The organism is Streptomyces sp. NBC_00258 (assembly GCF_036182465.1).
Taxonomy (GTDB): domain Bacteria; phylum Actinomycetota; class Actinomycetes; order Streptomycetales; family Streptomycetaceae; genus Streptomyces.
Window position 1 is genome coordinate 1162533 of sequence record NZ_CP108081.1, and the last position, 12679, is coordinate 1175211.

General features: G+C 70.0%; 16 protein-coding genes. 9 read left to right on the forward strand and 7 right to left on the reverse strand.

Annotated elements, in window-relative coordinates; all coding sequences use genetic code 11:
* The first annotated feature begins 86 nt into the window (after positions 1 to 86).
* Entirely contained in the window at positions 87 to 749 is a 663-nt protein-coding gene (locus tag OG718_RS05550) for a LuxR C-terminal-related transcriptional regulator (RefSeq protein ID WP_143644402.1), read from the forward strand.
* Here the strand turns inward: OG718_RS05550 and OG718_RS05555 are convergent.
* Positions 719 to 1399: a DedA family protein gene (locus OG718_RS05555; RefSeq protein ID WP_328843447.1), complete on the reverse strand. Its 681-nt coding sequence runs from the start codon at positions 1397 to 1399 to the stop codon at positions 719 to 721. The two genes, OG718_RS05550 and OG718_RS05555, sit on opposite strands and share 31 nt — an antisense overlap.
* Positions 1396 to 2121, reverse strand: coding sequence for a class I SAM-dependent methyltransferase (locus OG718_RS05560; protein ID WP_328843448.1), 726 nt, complete (start codon positions 2119 to 2121; stop codon positions 1396 to 1398). The genes OG718_RS05555 and OG718_RS05560 overlap by 4 nt, the downstream gene beginning before the upstream one ends.
* A 133-nt stretch (positions 2122 to 2254) precedes the next feature.
* On the opposite strand from OG718_RS05560, the gene OG718_RS05565 reads away from it, so the two are divergent.
* Together OG718_RS05565 and OG718_RS05570 are read left to right on the forward strand one after the other, a co-directional pair.
* Entirely contained in the window at positions 2255 to 3406 is a 1152-nt protein-coding gene (locus OG718_RS05565; RefSeq protein WP_328843449.1) for a sensor histidine kinase, read from the forward strand.
* On the forward strand, positions 3403 to 4053 hold the full coding sequence (locus tag OG718_RS05570) for a response regulator transcription factor (protein ID WP_328843450.1): 651 nt from the start codon (positions 3403 to 3405) through the stop codon (positions 4051 to 4053). The genes OG718_RS05565 and OG718_RS05570 overlap by 4 nt, the downstream gene beginning before the upstream one ends.
* A 174-nt stretch (positions 4054 to 4227) precedes the next feature.
* Here OG718_RS05570 and OG718_RS05575 read toward each other — a convergent pair whose 3' ends face one another.
* Together OG718_RS05575 and OG718_RS05580 are read right to left on the reverse strand one after the other, a co-directional pair.
* A complete protein-coding gene (locus OG718_RS05575) occupies positions 4228 to 4893 on the reverse strand; it encodes a response regulator transcription factor (protein ID WP_328843451.1) in 666 nt (221 codons plus the stop codon).
* On the reverse strand, positions 4890 to 5843 hold the full coding sequence (locus tag OG718_RS05580; RefSeq protein ID WP_328847691.1) for a HAMP domain-containing sensor histidine kinase: 954 nt from the start codon (positions 5841 to 5843) through the stop codon (positions 4890 to 4892). Before OG718_RS05580 ends, OG718_RS05575 begins: the two co-directional genes overlap by 4 nt.
* 338 nt (positions 5844 to 6181) lie before the next feature.
* Here OG718_RS05580 and OG718_RS05585 point away from each other — a divergent pair, with 338 nt between their 5' ends.
* From OG718_RS05585 to OG718_RS05610, 6 genes are all read left to right on the forward strand, one after another.
* On the forward strand, positions 6182 to 6508 hold the full coding sequence (locus tag OG718_RS05585; protein WP_328843452.1) for a TraR/DksA family transcriptional regulator: 327 nt from the start codon (positions 6182 to 6184) through the stop codon (positions 6506 to 6508).
* 46 nt (positions 6509 to 6554) lie between these two features.
* Positions 6555 to 6932: a TraR/DksA family transcriptional regulator gene (locus OG718_RS05590; RefSeq protein ID WP_143644409.1), complete on the forward strand. Its 378-nt coding sequence runs from the start codon at positions 6555 to 6557 to the stop codon at positions 6930 to 6932.
* Positions 6929 to 7750: a rod shape-determining protein gene (locus OG718_RS05595; RefSeq protein ID WP_328843453.1), complete on the forward strand. Its 822-nt coding sequence runs from the start codon at positions 6929 to 6931 to the stop codon at positions 7748 to 7750. Before OG718_RS05590 ends, OG718_RS05595 begins: the two co-directional genes overlap by 4 nt.
* 75 nt (positions 7751 to 7825) lie before the next feature.
* Positions 7826 to 8449 carry an Rv1733c family protein gene (locus OG718_RS05600; RefSeq protein WP_143644411.1) on the forward strand — a complete coding sequence of 208 codons (624 nt, stop codon included), beginning with the start codon at positions 7826 to 7828 and terminating at the stop codon, positions 8447 to 8449.
* A gap of 414 nt (positions 8450 to 8863) precedes the next feature.
* Positions 8864 to 9181 (forward strand): putative quinol monooxygenase, encoded by a 318-nt coding sequence (locus OG718_RS05605; RefSeq protein ID WP_143644439.1) that lies wholly within the window; start codon positions 8864 to 8866, stop codon positions 9179 to 9181.
* Positions 9182 to 9282: 101 nt separating this feature from the next.
* Positions 9283 to 10251 carry an alpha/beta hydrolase gene (locus OG718_RS05610; protein ID WP_143644412.1) on the forward strand — a complete coding sequence of 323 codons (969 nt, stop codon included), beginning with the start codon at positions 9283 to 9285 and terminating at the stop codon, positions 10249 to 10251.
* Between the two features lie 80 nt (positions 10252 to 10331).
* Here the strand turns inward: OG718_RS05610 and OG718_RS05615 are convergent, their stop codons facing one another.
* Genes OG718_RS05615 through OG718_RS05625 form a run of 3 tightly spaced genes read right to left on the reverse strand, consistent with a single transcriptional unit; the run spans position 10332 to position 11803 of the window.
* The gene (locus tag OG718_RS05615) at positions 10332 to 10952 is read right to left on the reverse strand and encodes a dihydrofolate reductase family protein (RefSeq protein WP_328843454.1); all 621 of its coding nucleotides are present in this window, start codon (positions 10950 to 10952) and stop codon (positions 10332 to 10334) included.
* Entirely contained in the window at positions 10952 to 11458 is a 507-nt protein-coding gene (locus tag OG718_RS05620) for an SRPBCC family protein (protein ID WP_143644414.1), read from the reverse strand. The genes OG718_RS05615 and OG718_RS05620 overlap by 1 nt, the downstream gene beginning before the upstream one ends.
* Before the next feature lie 3 nt (positions 11459 to 11461).
* Positions 11462 to 11803, reverse strand: a complete 342-nt coding sequence (locus OG718_RS05625) for an ArsR/SmtB family transcription factor (RefSeq protein ID WP_328843455.1) — start codon at positions 11801 to 11803, stop codon at positions 11462 to 11464.
* Positions 11804 to 12679 lie beyond the last annotated feature (876 nt).

Here is a 12679-nt window from a genome sequence, read left to right on the forward strand (position 1 = left end):
AGCCGTCGGCGGCTGGCCTGCCCGATCCACCCCGCCCTGCCGCACTCGTTGCCGGGATGGCGCCCCACAGGAAGAACTCCGGCAGCATGCCCACCGTTCTCATTGTCAACGACCGGAAGCTGCACCGCCTCAGCTACCGCCTTCTGCTGGATTCCGAGCCAGACCTGAACGCGGTCGGCGAGGCAGCCGGCGGTGCCGAGGCGATCCGTATGACCGCCGCGCTTCTCCCGGACGTCGTCCTCATGCACATCCTCAAGCCCAGCACGGAGTCGATCGACACCGTCCGCTGCATCGCACGCGGTGACAGCCCGTCCCGCTCCCGCGTACTGCTGCTTGCCCCGGCCGGGCTCGACGGGTACGCCTGGGCCGCGCTGGCGGCCGGCGCCGACGCACTGCTCCCGGAGCACACCGCCCCGCACGAGCTGACCGCAAGCATCCGCGCGGTGGCGGCCGGAGGCGCCGTCATCCCGCCCGATCTCACCTGCCCACTCATCGACACCGTCCGACGACGGCCTTCTGTCTCCACGACCCTGCCGACGGAACGACTCGACGCACTCACCGAACGTGAACGCCAGGTCCTTGCCACCGTCGCCTCCGGCTGGAGCACCACCGAGATCGCCGAACGCCTCTCCCTCGCCGAGTCCACCGTCAAGTCACACGTGGGCAGCATCCTCACCAAGATCGGAGTCCGGGACCGGGTCCAGGCCGTGAACCTTGCCTACGACACCGGCCTCGTCAGGCCTTCCTGAGCATGGACGGAGGACTTCGCGGAGGGCTCGGACGCAGGTCCCTGGGTCGGAGGAGACGGGCGGCGCCTGCTTCGCCACAGCAGCGCGCCCCCGATCGCCATCAGGACGACCAGGGCGAGGGCAGGGCCGCCCAGCATGAGGACGCGCTGGAGAGAGGTCGCGGCGGCGTAGCCGACACCCGCTTCCGCTGTGGCCCACACACAAGCGGCGATGACGCTGTACGGAGCGATGCACCGGTAGCGCAGGCGGGTCGCGCCCGCGGAGTGCGGGGCGAGGGTGCGCATCACCGGCAGGAAGCGGGCCACGAAGACCGCTCGGCCGCCGTGGCGCCTCATCAGCGTCTCGGCCCGGCCCCATGCGGCATCCGGAATACGACGGCCCATGGCGCCGCCGCGCAGCCGGTCACCGAGATACCTGCCGGTGCGGTGGGCGAGAAAGTCACCCACCACCACGGCGCCGACTGCGGCTGCGATGACGAGAAGAAGGCTGACCTGGCCGGTGCGGGCCAGCGCGCCGGCGGTCAGGAGCAGGGTCAGCGTCGGGATGAAAGCGCCGACGAGAAGGATCGACTCGGCCAGGACAGCGGCGGCCACCACCATGTACGCCGAGGCCGGGGAGATGTGGCCGAGGAGGTCGGAGAGCGCGTTCACCGCCGCGCCTCGACGGACTGCTGCTCGGGGTGGTCCGCGGAGACGTGGGGTCGTTGCAGATGCCAGACGTAGGCGGGAGGAACGTTGGCCCACACCGTCCAGCGGCCCGTGGCGTAGGTGCGCTGATAGGCGCCCATGATCTCGTCCACGGCGGCGTGGCGGCGGGCCTCGGCTCGCGATGCCGTCAGGGCACGGGCCTTGCAGGTGCCGAGGTAGGCGAAGTAGGTCAGCGTGCCGCCGGGGTGGAGGAGTTCCATGTAGCGGGCCATGATGCGCTCGACCTGCGCGGGCGTGAAGTTGGTCAGGGGCAGCCCGGAGACGATGACGTCGTACCGCTGGTCGGTGTCGAGCTGCTCGACGTAGGTCTGATGCACGTTCACCTGCGCAGACGTGGCTGTCAGGTGCGAGTGTGTGGTGACGAGACGGCGCAGTCGCTCGGCGAAACGCGGGTTGGCCTCCACGACGTCCAGGCGGCTGCCCCGGGACAGCCGCGGTATCAGGGCCCGGGTGACCGGGCCGGTGCCGGCGCCGGCTTCCAGAACTGCCAGCGGGTGGGGCGCCTGAGCCCGTACGGGGTCGGTGAGCACGCGGGCCAGCGCCTTGCCGCTGGGGGCTATGGCACCCGTGGTACGCAGATCACGGGCTGCCTCGATCAGGAACATCCAGCCTTCGGCGTTGCGCTGCACCAGGACACGGTCGTGGGAGGTGGTCCAGTCGTTCATGAATTTGACGCTAGAAAGCCGCGCCCGGCATCAGATCCGCCGTTCTGCGACGGCGTCCCCCTACGAAAGTAGGGGGACGGGCAGCGCCGATCGTCAGATGGAAGGGAGCGTGAGTCTGTCTAGGATCGCGAAGGTGAGCAGGAGCAAGGCCTCAAGGTGGGCAGCGGCCGCCGGACGTGCAGGACTCGTGGCGTTTCTCGCACTGGCCGCCGCGGTGAACGGTGCGTCGATCAGCGGCGGTCAGTACCTGGCCCCGGTCATCGCCTCCGCGGTGGTGTGCGCGGTGGCTGTGCTCGTGCCGCGGCTGAGATGGCCTCTCGCTCCGTTCCTGGTCACCGCGGTCACCGCGTGGTGGGGATGGCTCACGGTGCCGCTGCTGGGCATCGTCATGTTCGACCTGGCCGTGGCACGCCGGATGCGGGTGGCGTTGGGCTGCGCCGCCGTGGCGCTGGGTGCCAATCTGTTCGGCTACCCGGCAACTCGGGTGTGGGCCGACCAGCGGTATGTGTCCGCGCTGTTCGTGCTGCTGCTCGGCGTCGTCGTCGGACTGTGGCTCGGCAACCGGCGCCGCCTGCTCCAGGCGCTGGCAGCCGACGTCGAGCACCTGCGAATCGAGGCGCAACTGCGCGAGGAGGCGGCCCGCATCGCGGAACGGTCCCGTATCGCCGCCGAGATGCACGACGTCCTGGCCCACCGCCTGAGCCTGATCGCCCTGCACACCGGTGTCCTGTCCACGAAGAGCGACATGCTGCCCGCACCGGTCACCGAACGCCTCGGACTGCTGCGCACGACGTCCGTCGAGGCCCTCACCGATCTGCGCGACGTCCTCGGTGTGCTGCGCGGGCCCGACGCCACGCCGACCAGCACCGCCCTCACGCCTGTGATGAGGGCAGTGGGGGAACTGGCCGACGAGGCCCGCACCGCCGGCCAGCACATCGAGCTGACCACCGACGGCCTTCCCGAGCGGGCTCCGACAACCCACCGCCTGGCCGTGTACCGCATCGTCCAGGAGGCGCTGACCAATGCCCGCAAGCACGCCGACGGCGCTCCGGTGACCGTACGTATCGACTACGGGCCGCCCGCCACACTCGTCGAGGTCACCAACCCCCCTGGCACTCCCCGCACGGACACCGTCGGGAGCGGGTACGGACTCGTCGGCCTGCGTGAACGCGTCACCGCCCTGGGCGGGCGCCTGGACTCCGGACCGGCCGGCGCGGGTGCCTGGCGGCTGGCCGCACGCATCCCCCACCCCGCCGGCATCGAAGAGAACGGCACCCCCACATGATCCGCACCATGATCGTCGACGACGACGCCCTGGTCCGCCTCGGCCTGGCCGACCTCCTGGACGGCGACCCCGGCATCGAAGTCGTCGCCCAGGCCCCCGACGGCCTCAAGGCCATCGAACTGGCCACCGCCCACCGCATCGACGTCGCCCTCGTCGACGTACGCATGCCCCGCATGGACGGCATCACCGCCACCGCCCGCCTGCGAGCCCTCCCCCACCCGCCGAAGGTGATCACCCTGACCACCTTCGACCTCGACGAGTACGTCTACGACGCCCTCGCCGCCGGGGCCGACGGCTTCCTGCTCAAGGACACCGACCCAGCCGAAATACTGCGCGCCGTCCATCTGGTGGCCGCCGGCTCAGCGATGCTCCACCCCACCGCCGCCCGCCGTCTCATCGACCGTTACCACGCGGCCAACCAGCCCGAAGCAACCGCTGCCAAGGCCCGGCTGGAACGGCTCACCCCCCGCGAACGCGACGTGCTCACCCTGCTAGCCCACGGCGACACCAACGCCGACATCGCCACCCGCCTCGCCATGCGCGAGAGCACCGTCAAGGCCCACGTCAGCCGTGTCCTGACCGCGCTGGAAGTCACCAACCGCGTCCAGGCCGCCCTGATTGCCCGCGACGCGGGACTAACTGCCTGACGAGCGAAGGCCGGGAACACGGAAGGCGTGGTCCGTCAGCCTCTACGCGGTGCCGAGGCTGTCGATCCTCCGCTGCCTCACGTGACGCTGCTGCCCCGTGGGCGCGGTTTTGGTGGGCGGACAGCGGGCAGACCGCCGCCAGGGCAACGTCGGTCACCTCGGCATGATCCAGGGTCAGGCTTCGATGAGGCCGGCGCGGATCGCGTAGCGGGTGAGCTCCAGGCGGTCGCGCAGGCCGAGTTTGTGCAGCAGGTTCGCCCGGTGCCGGTGGACGGTCTTGATGCTGATGAAGAGCATCTCGGCGATCTCCTTGGAGGAGTGGCCTTCGGCCACGAGTTTGAGGACCTCTTCCTCGCGCGCGGTCAGTACCTGATCGGGCGGTTCCTCTCCGTGGCGGACCCGGTCGAGATAGTTGCGGATGAGCGCGGTGACCGCGCCCGGATACAGAAAGGGCTCGTCGCGCATGGCGGCCCGGCAGGCGGCGACCAGGTCGCGGTCGGCCACGGACTTCAGCACGTAACCGCTGGCGCCGGCCTTCAGCGCCTGGAAGAAATACTGCTCGTTGTCGTGCATCGTCAGCATCAGCACACGCACGCCGGGCTTCAGCGCGGCGAGTTCGCGTGCGGCCTGCAGACCGGTCATCCGAGGCATCGCGATGTCCAGCACTGCCAGGTCGACCTCATGGGTGCGGGCAAGTTCGATGGCCTCCGCGCCGTCCCCGGCCTCGGCGACGACCTCGAGATCCGGCTCCCGGTCGAGGATGAGTCGCACCCCGCGGCGTACCAGCGCGTGGTCGTCGGCAAGAAGGATACGGATCACGGGTGTGTCGGGCGTGGTCATGGCTGCTTCCTGAGGAGAGGGACGGTCAGCCGGACCTGCGTGCCGGCCGGCGGCTGGGAGGTGACGTCCAGCGTGGCCCCGATCAGCAGGGCCCGCTCGCGCATTCCGCGGATCCCTGCCCCTTCACGGGCGATTCCGGTTCCCCGGCCGTCGTCGACGACGGACAGCACCACCGCTCCGTCGGTGTGGTGCAGGCTCACCTCGACCTGGCCGGCCTCGGCGTGGCGGGCCGCGTTGGTCAGGGCTTCCTGGGCGACGCGGTAGAGCACCAGTTCCGTCTCCGCGTCCAGTACGGGCAGGTCGGTATCGAAGCGCCGCAGTACGCGCAGTCCGGCGTGCGTGGCGAACTCGGTGGTCAGCGAGGTCAGGCCACTGATCAGGCCGAGATCCTCCAGCACGCCCGGCCGCAGCCGACGCACCAGACGGCGCACCTCGTCCAGGCTCCCGCGGGTGATCTCCTGCGCTTGCTGCAGCTCGTCCCGCAGGGGGCCGTCCGCCTCGTCCGCGGCGCGCTTGAGCGACAGCAGGATCGCGGTCATGCTCTGGCCGACCTCGTCGTGCAGTTCCTGGGCGATGCGGCGCCGTTCGGCTTCTTGCGCGAGCAGGATGCGGGCGCTGCTGGTGACCCGCTCGTGCTCCAGTCGTCCGAGCATGGCGTTGAAGGTGCGGATCAGTTCGGCGGTCTCGCTGCGGCGCCCTTCCGGCAGCCGCTGCCCGGGGCGCAACAGGTCGACGGTCGTCATCAGCCGGGTGAGCCGGTCGAGCGGGGCCAGGCCGATCCGCAGCAGGGCCGCGTTGGCGACCAGCATGACGACCAGCCCGGCCACGAGGATGACGGCCTCGGTGAGCACCACCGGCACGGAGACGGTCACCGGAGCCCACAGAAGCAGTGCGGTGGCGCCCCCCAGCACTACCGCGTTGAGCGCGAAGATCCGCCAGAACAAGGACACCGGGACGACGCCTTCCTTTGGTGACACGGTTTTACCTCTGCTGTCGGTCACCGCGCACCCCGAGCATGAGCTGCGGCCACTGGTCTGTACCGGCCTGTTGCCCAGCCTGCCCTCTCCCGGTTCCAGCGTCGATGGGCTCCAATGCCCATTTCCCGGATCTGGCCTGCCCACGCCGCGATGGGCCCTGGGACATGCCGTAGATGGGTATCGCGCCCGATGGGTTTTGCGCGGCATTGCGGCCACGGTGGAGGCATGAACCGCCACCCGTGATTTCGGGCCCTGGCCCCGAACGACTCCCCTGCCCGGCGCGATCCGCCCCGTTGAAAGTAGGAGCCACCATGTCACTCGATACGCCCCAGGCCGCAACCCGCCTTGAGCGGCTGACGGCGCACGAGGCCCGCCAGCGTCTCGAACACGAACGCGCCTCCCGCCTCACGCAGCTGCGGGCCATCGACGAGGCCGGGCCGAACGCGGAGGAACAGGTGCTGTCTGCGCAGAAAGACACCCTCCGTCGGGTCCTCGCCCAGGTCGAGGCCGCGTTCGCCCGCGTCCAGGACGGCAGCTACGGCATCTGTCAGGGCTGCTCCAAGCCCATCCCGGTCGAGCGCCTGGAAATCCTGCCCTACACGCAGTTCTGCGTCCCCTGCCAGCGCAACGCCGACTGACGACCCCCCGTCCGCCCTCCGTCTCCAGCCCTGCCCAAGGGGTGAAATGGTGAACCACCAGATCATCGACGACGACCGCAGCACGACCCCGTCGATCGAAGACCTCGCCGCACTGCGCGAGATCCTGCATGAACAACGGCTCTTCCGCCAGGATCAGCTGCGGCAGCTCTCGGCAGCCGCCACGACCCGCACCGACGCGTTGCGCGACCGGCAGGCCACCTCCCAGCTCGAGGTCCGCGTCAAGCTCGCCGCTTCCGCCCGTATGGTCCTGGCCGATGTGGAAGCCGCCCTCGCGCGGATGGACCAGGGCCGCTACGGCTCCTGCCACCTGTGCCGCCGACCTATCGCGCGCGAACGACTGATGATCGTGCCGCAGGCCCGCTACTGCGCCCGCTGCCAACAGGTCAGGGAGGCCGGCCGGTGACCACCCCGCGCGAGCCCCGCCCCCTGACCGCCCGGCACCGCTCCTGGCCCTGGTGCCGACAGTGCTCCGGCATCGCCCTTGACCTGGGCAGTGCCCGCACCCGTGCCTGGGCGTCCGGGCGGCGAATGATCCTCGACGTGCCCACGGTCACCTTCCCGGGCCGCAGCGCCACGTACCCCATCCAGCGCGGCGCCATCGTCGACACTCCCGGAACCGCGCGGATGCTCGACCGGCTGCTCGGCCACCGCATGCCCCGCTTCGGCCGCCCTCTGCTCATCCTCACCACGCCCGTACTGGGCGGAGTCGCCTACCGGGCCGAAGCCCGCACCGCGGTCGAGGTCCTGCGCCCGCGCACAGTACTGACCGTCCCCACGCCACGCGCCGTAGCCATGGCCGCGGACGCCGACCTGACCCGCCCGCTGCTCGTCGTGGACATCGGCGCCCACCTCACCGAGGTCGCGCTCCTCGCCGACGGTGCGGTGATCGACGCCCGCCACACCGCCCTGGGCACGAGCGACCTGGACAGCCTCACCCCTCCTGCGCAGATCGCCGACGCGGTCGTCGAAATGGTGACCACCATGCTGGAACAGGACCACACCTCCCAGACGCTCGACGCCCTCCAACGGGGCGCACTCCTCGCCGGCGGCGGTGCCCTGCGTCCCGACATCACCTACCGCCTCACCAACCGGCTGCACGCACCCGTCGCCCCCGTCCCCGCCCCGCACACCGCCGCAGTCCGCGGCGCCGCAAGACTCCTCCAAGCCGCCCACACCCACCCCTCGACCACCGGAATCACCGACGCCGCGCACCTCCACTAGCCCGCCACCCCGTCCCCGCCCAGAGCCCCGCTGTGTCCGGCGAGGCTGCCACGCTCATGCGGAAGGAGAAGCCACGTGGACCGCGAAATACCCCCGGCACAACCGCCCCCCGAACAACCCCCGCACGTTCTCCTATGGCGATGGCGGCGCAACCCCCTGCGCCGTCGCACTGATCTCGCACAGGCATGGATTGCCGTTGGCCTGTTCCTGGCTGTCCTGGCCGCCACCCCCGCCGCCATGTTCCTGGTCGGCGACACCGCCTACCGTCACTACCAGGAGACCGCCCGGCACCAAGCCGCCAACCGACACCACATCCCCGCCGTACTTGTCCACGATGCCCCCCGCCACCCAGAACCGGGATCGGACGAGGCGAAGAGGGCCCTGTACCCGGCCACCGTCCGCTTCACCGATCCCCAAGGACACACCCGCACCGCGAAGACCGACGTCGAACCCGCCCTGACCGCCGGCAGCACCGTCCGCGTTTGGGTCAACACCGAAGGGAAGATCACCAATCCGCCCCTGACCACGGAACAGGTCCGTAACCACACCATGGGCTACGCCGTCCTCGCCGCCATGACTGCCCCCATACTCGGCACCGCCGCATACTGCTACGCCCACCGCAGGCTGGAGCGTCACAACCTCGCTCAATGGGACGCGGCCTGGGCCCAGACCGCTCCCCGGTGGTCCACCTCCCACTGACTCGCAGGCCCGCGCGGGAGCCTTCCCCGGCTGTCCCGACTCAGCCCGGCCGGACGCTCCGGCCGCTCGCCCGGCACCCACCAGAACTATCCGCCTGTACCCGGATCACGCTCATCGGCAAGGGTCCGGTACAACTCCGCGGTGTCGACACGACCGAGCTGGCCACACTGCACTCGACGGCGGCCAGGGTTCTGATTCGGCGTAGGAGCCGTTGTAGCGCCGCCGGCCCATCTTCGGCGCGGTGGGCATCAGGACGGTCCGCACGCTGCTCGTCCCATGGACGTCTCAGTCGAGACCACGAACTCCCACACACACGAGGATCGTGCAAGTACGAGAGAGCATCATTCTAACGTTTCCGCAGGTCATCTCGGTTGAATGGAATCACTCCACTCCCTCAACGAGAAGAAGGCAGCCATGATCGCCAACTACGGCTTCAACGCCACCCTGACCGCCAGGCCCGGAAAGGGCGACCAGCTGGTCGCCCTGCTGCTGACCGGCCTGGACGAGGGCAGCCCCGGGGCAAGCGAGCACTGCGTCGTGTACCTCGTCTCCCGGTCCGCGTCCAGCCCCGACATCGTCCACGTCAGCGAGGGCTGGACCAGCGAGGAGGACCACCACCGGATCTTCGCCGGCGAGGCCGCCCAGGCCATCGTGGCGCAGATCGACGGACTGCTGGCCAAGGAGTCCGAGTACAGCGACTACGTCCCGGTCCGCGGCAAGGCCGCCTTCTGACCCCCGGTCGCCCCATCCCCCGACCCCTGCTGCCTCGACGCCTCCCGAGCAGACCCTCTCCTCACCCGACCGTCCGCCACCACCCCCGAAAGGCCGCGACCATGACCACAGCACGACCTGCCTTGGACCCCGAACTGCGTGAGCTGCTCGCCGACATGCCCCTCATGTCCCAGCTCAGCCCAGACGTACTCACGCAACTGCGCCAGCTCCCGTCGACACCCGTCGAGCCCCTCCTCGCCCACCGGCAGGTCGACCGGCGCGAAGTCACCGTGCCCGCCAAGGACGGCGCACCGATCCCCTTGTCGGTCTTCAGCCCCGCGAACACCGATCGCACCACCGCCGCACCCTGCGTCTACTGGATGCACGGCGGCGGGATGGTCATGGGTGACCGCTTCTCGCAGATCGACATCCCCCTGGAGTGGCTCGACGAGTTCGGCACGGTCGTGGTCTCCGTGGACTACCGGCTCGCACCCGAGGCCACCGGGACTGCTCTGGTCGACGACTGCTACCAGGGACTGCTGTGGGTCGCCGAACACTCCGCCGAACTGGGCATCGATCCCTCCCGGATCGTCGTGGCGGGCGCCAGCGCGGGCGGTGGCCTCGCCGCCGGCGTCACCCTGCTGGCCCGCGACCTCGGCACCCCGGCGATCGCCGCACAGATGCTGATCTGCCCCATGCTCGACCACCGCAACACCAGCACCTCCAGCCGCCAGTACTCCGGCGGGCCCGGCGTGTGGACCCGCGAGATGAACGAGTTCGGATGGCGTGCCGTCCTCGGTGACCTCACCGACCAGGAAATACCCGAGTACGTCTCACCCGCGCTGGCCGATGATCTCTCCGGCCTGCCGACGACGTACATCGACACCGGCTCCGCCGAGGTCTTCCGTGACGAGGACACCGACTACGCCACCCGCATCTGGGCGGCCGGCGGCCAGGCCGAACTCCACGTCTGGGCGGGCGGCTTCCACGGCTTCGACGCCCTGTACCCGCAGGCGCGCATCTCGGCCGCGGCCCGCCGGACCCGCACCGCCTGGCTAGCCCGGCTCCTGCTGCCGGACTCCGCCGCATAGCCCCACCGGAGCATTCACAAGGCGGGCCGGGCTGTCCGCGGGCAGCTGATCTCGGCGGGAGAGCGCTGAGCTCGGGACAGTTACCGCTCCCGGACGGTGTAGGTCAGGTGCGTCACCCTCGGGGAGGGCTCCGTGCGGACCTGCTCCAGGGCCACGCGGCCCGCGTCCACGCCCTCGAACAGGCGAATCCCGGAGCCGAACAGCACGGGTGACAGCGCGATCGAGAACTCGTCGATCAGGCCGGCGTTCACGTACTCCAGGATCGTCGCGCCGCCGCCCGCGATGCGGACGTCGCGATCGACGGCGGCCTCGCGGGCCAGGTCGAGTGCGGCCTCGATGCCGTCGTTGACGAAGTGGAAGGTGGTCCCGCCCGGCCGCTCCCACGGGTCACGCTTGGTGTGGGTCACGACGAAGACCGGGGTACGGAACGGCGCCTCCTCCGGCCACATCTGCTCGCCGGCGTCGAACATGCGCTTGCCCATCACGCTCGCACCGGTGCGCTCGAACGTCTCCCGCGCGATGTCGTTGTCGCGCCCCTCCTCGCCGCCCTCACCGAGCTTCAGGTTCTCCCGGAAGAACCGCAGCGGGAAGATCCACCGCTGGAGCTCCATCCACTGCTGCCCCATCAATTCCTCGGAAGACTCGGGAGCGATGAAACCGTCCAGCGACATCGACACGCTGAAGAACACCTTCCCGGCCATCAGCCCTCCGCCCCCTTCCGAACGATCTCGGCAACGTACACAGCCAGGTTGCTCAGGGTCTGCCGACCGCCCTCGATCGCGTGGTACTTCTCGACCGCCTCGTCGCGCAGCTCCTTGGTGGGGAACACCGTGCGCATCTCGATCCGGGTCGCCGCACCGTCCGGCTCGAAGGTCAGGACCGACTCGAAGGCGTTCGGGTCGTCGCGGGACTCACCGTGGAGAAACTCGATCCGCTCCGGCGGGGCGAGCACGGTCCAGGAGATCCACTCCTGGTAGTCCGTCCCGTCCGGTCCGTGCATCACGAAGTCCCATGCCCCACCGACGTGGAACTCGAACGCCCGCGTAGTGGTGGTGAACCCCTCCGGCCCCCACCACCGCGAGAGGTGCCGCACCTCGGTGAACGCCTCGAACACCAGCTCCTGCGGGGCGTCGATGACCCGGGAGATCACAATCTCGCGGTCGGCCGTCGCTGACTGCGCCGACGCGTCCCGTCCTGTCGCTGCCATCGGTCATTCCTCCTGCCGTGTCTGCTTGAGGTCCTGCACGTATGCGTCCAGCCGGTCGAAGCTCTCGTTCCAGAACTGCTCGAATCCGCCGGTCCACTCGTGGACCGGTCGCAGCCCGCGGGCGTCCAGGCCGTACAGGCGCTGCTTGCCCGCCTCGCGGACCCGCACCAGCCCGACCTCCCGGAGCACCCGCAGGTGTTTGGACGCCCCCGGCTGGGACATCCCCAGCTCCTGGGCCAACTCGGTCACCGGCCGCTCACCTGCCCGCAGGAGCGTCAAGATGTCCCGGCGCTGCGGCTCGGCGATGGCGTTGAAGACGTCCGACGTCGTCGCTGCTCGTGCCATGGACGCCATCATATTCCGATATGGGTATGCGTCAAGCGGAGGGTTCAGATGGGTCTTGTCAGGACCGGCCTGGCGGCTTCGACCGGAGCAGGCCGGGACTCGTTCGGCGGGTCCAGGCAGACCGTGGCAGCGCCCGCAGCGTGCGCCGCTAACTGGAGCCCTTGCACGGAACCGGACCGCGCTGAGCGGCCTTCTCGAAGCTCTCACCATGCGCCAGGCCACCGCCCGGCTCCCCCGCCACCTCGACGGCCTGACCAGCGAGGAAGATCTCCGCCTCAAGCAACTCAGTTCGACCTGCACGAAGTGGAGTTCACCGATTCGGGACCGACCGCCCCTGCGTCGAAGAGATCCGTCGGCTTCGTACCGCGCGGCGGCCCGTCGGAGTATGGGAGCCCAGGACAGCGCCGCCGCAGGCCCGCCCAACAGTGCGGGCCACTGGCAACGACGCGCAGGGCATCGCGTCGGAGAACAGCTCAGCCGTCATGACGGCCCTCCAGCAGGCGGTCAGTGACGGACTCAGCCGCACGGAGATCCGACGCTGACTCAACCGGGCGAAAGAGGCGACGCACGAAGGGGCCACCGCCCAGGAGAACGATCTGATGAGGACGGCTGTCGACGCTACTGAGGCTGGAACGAGCCGTCGGTCTGCCGGCACCGTGCGAGCCGGTCTTCACGGACCGGTCAGGTTCCCCGTCTTGAGAACCCGGACGTCACCCGAGTTCCGGCGTGGCCACGTGGCCGGTGATCGGGACGACGCGCGGCCACCTCGCCTCCTAGCGACCCTCCTGGGGGACATCGACGAGACGCCGGCGGGCAGCAGTGTACGAGATGCCTGCTCGCGGCTTGCGCCGGGAGCGCGGTGCGACAGGTACAGCG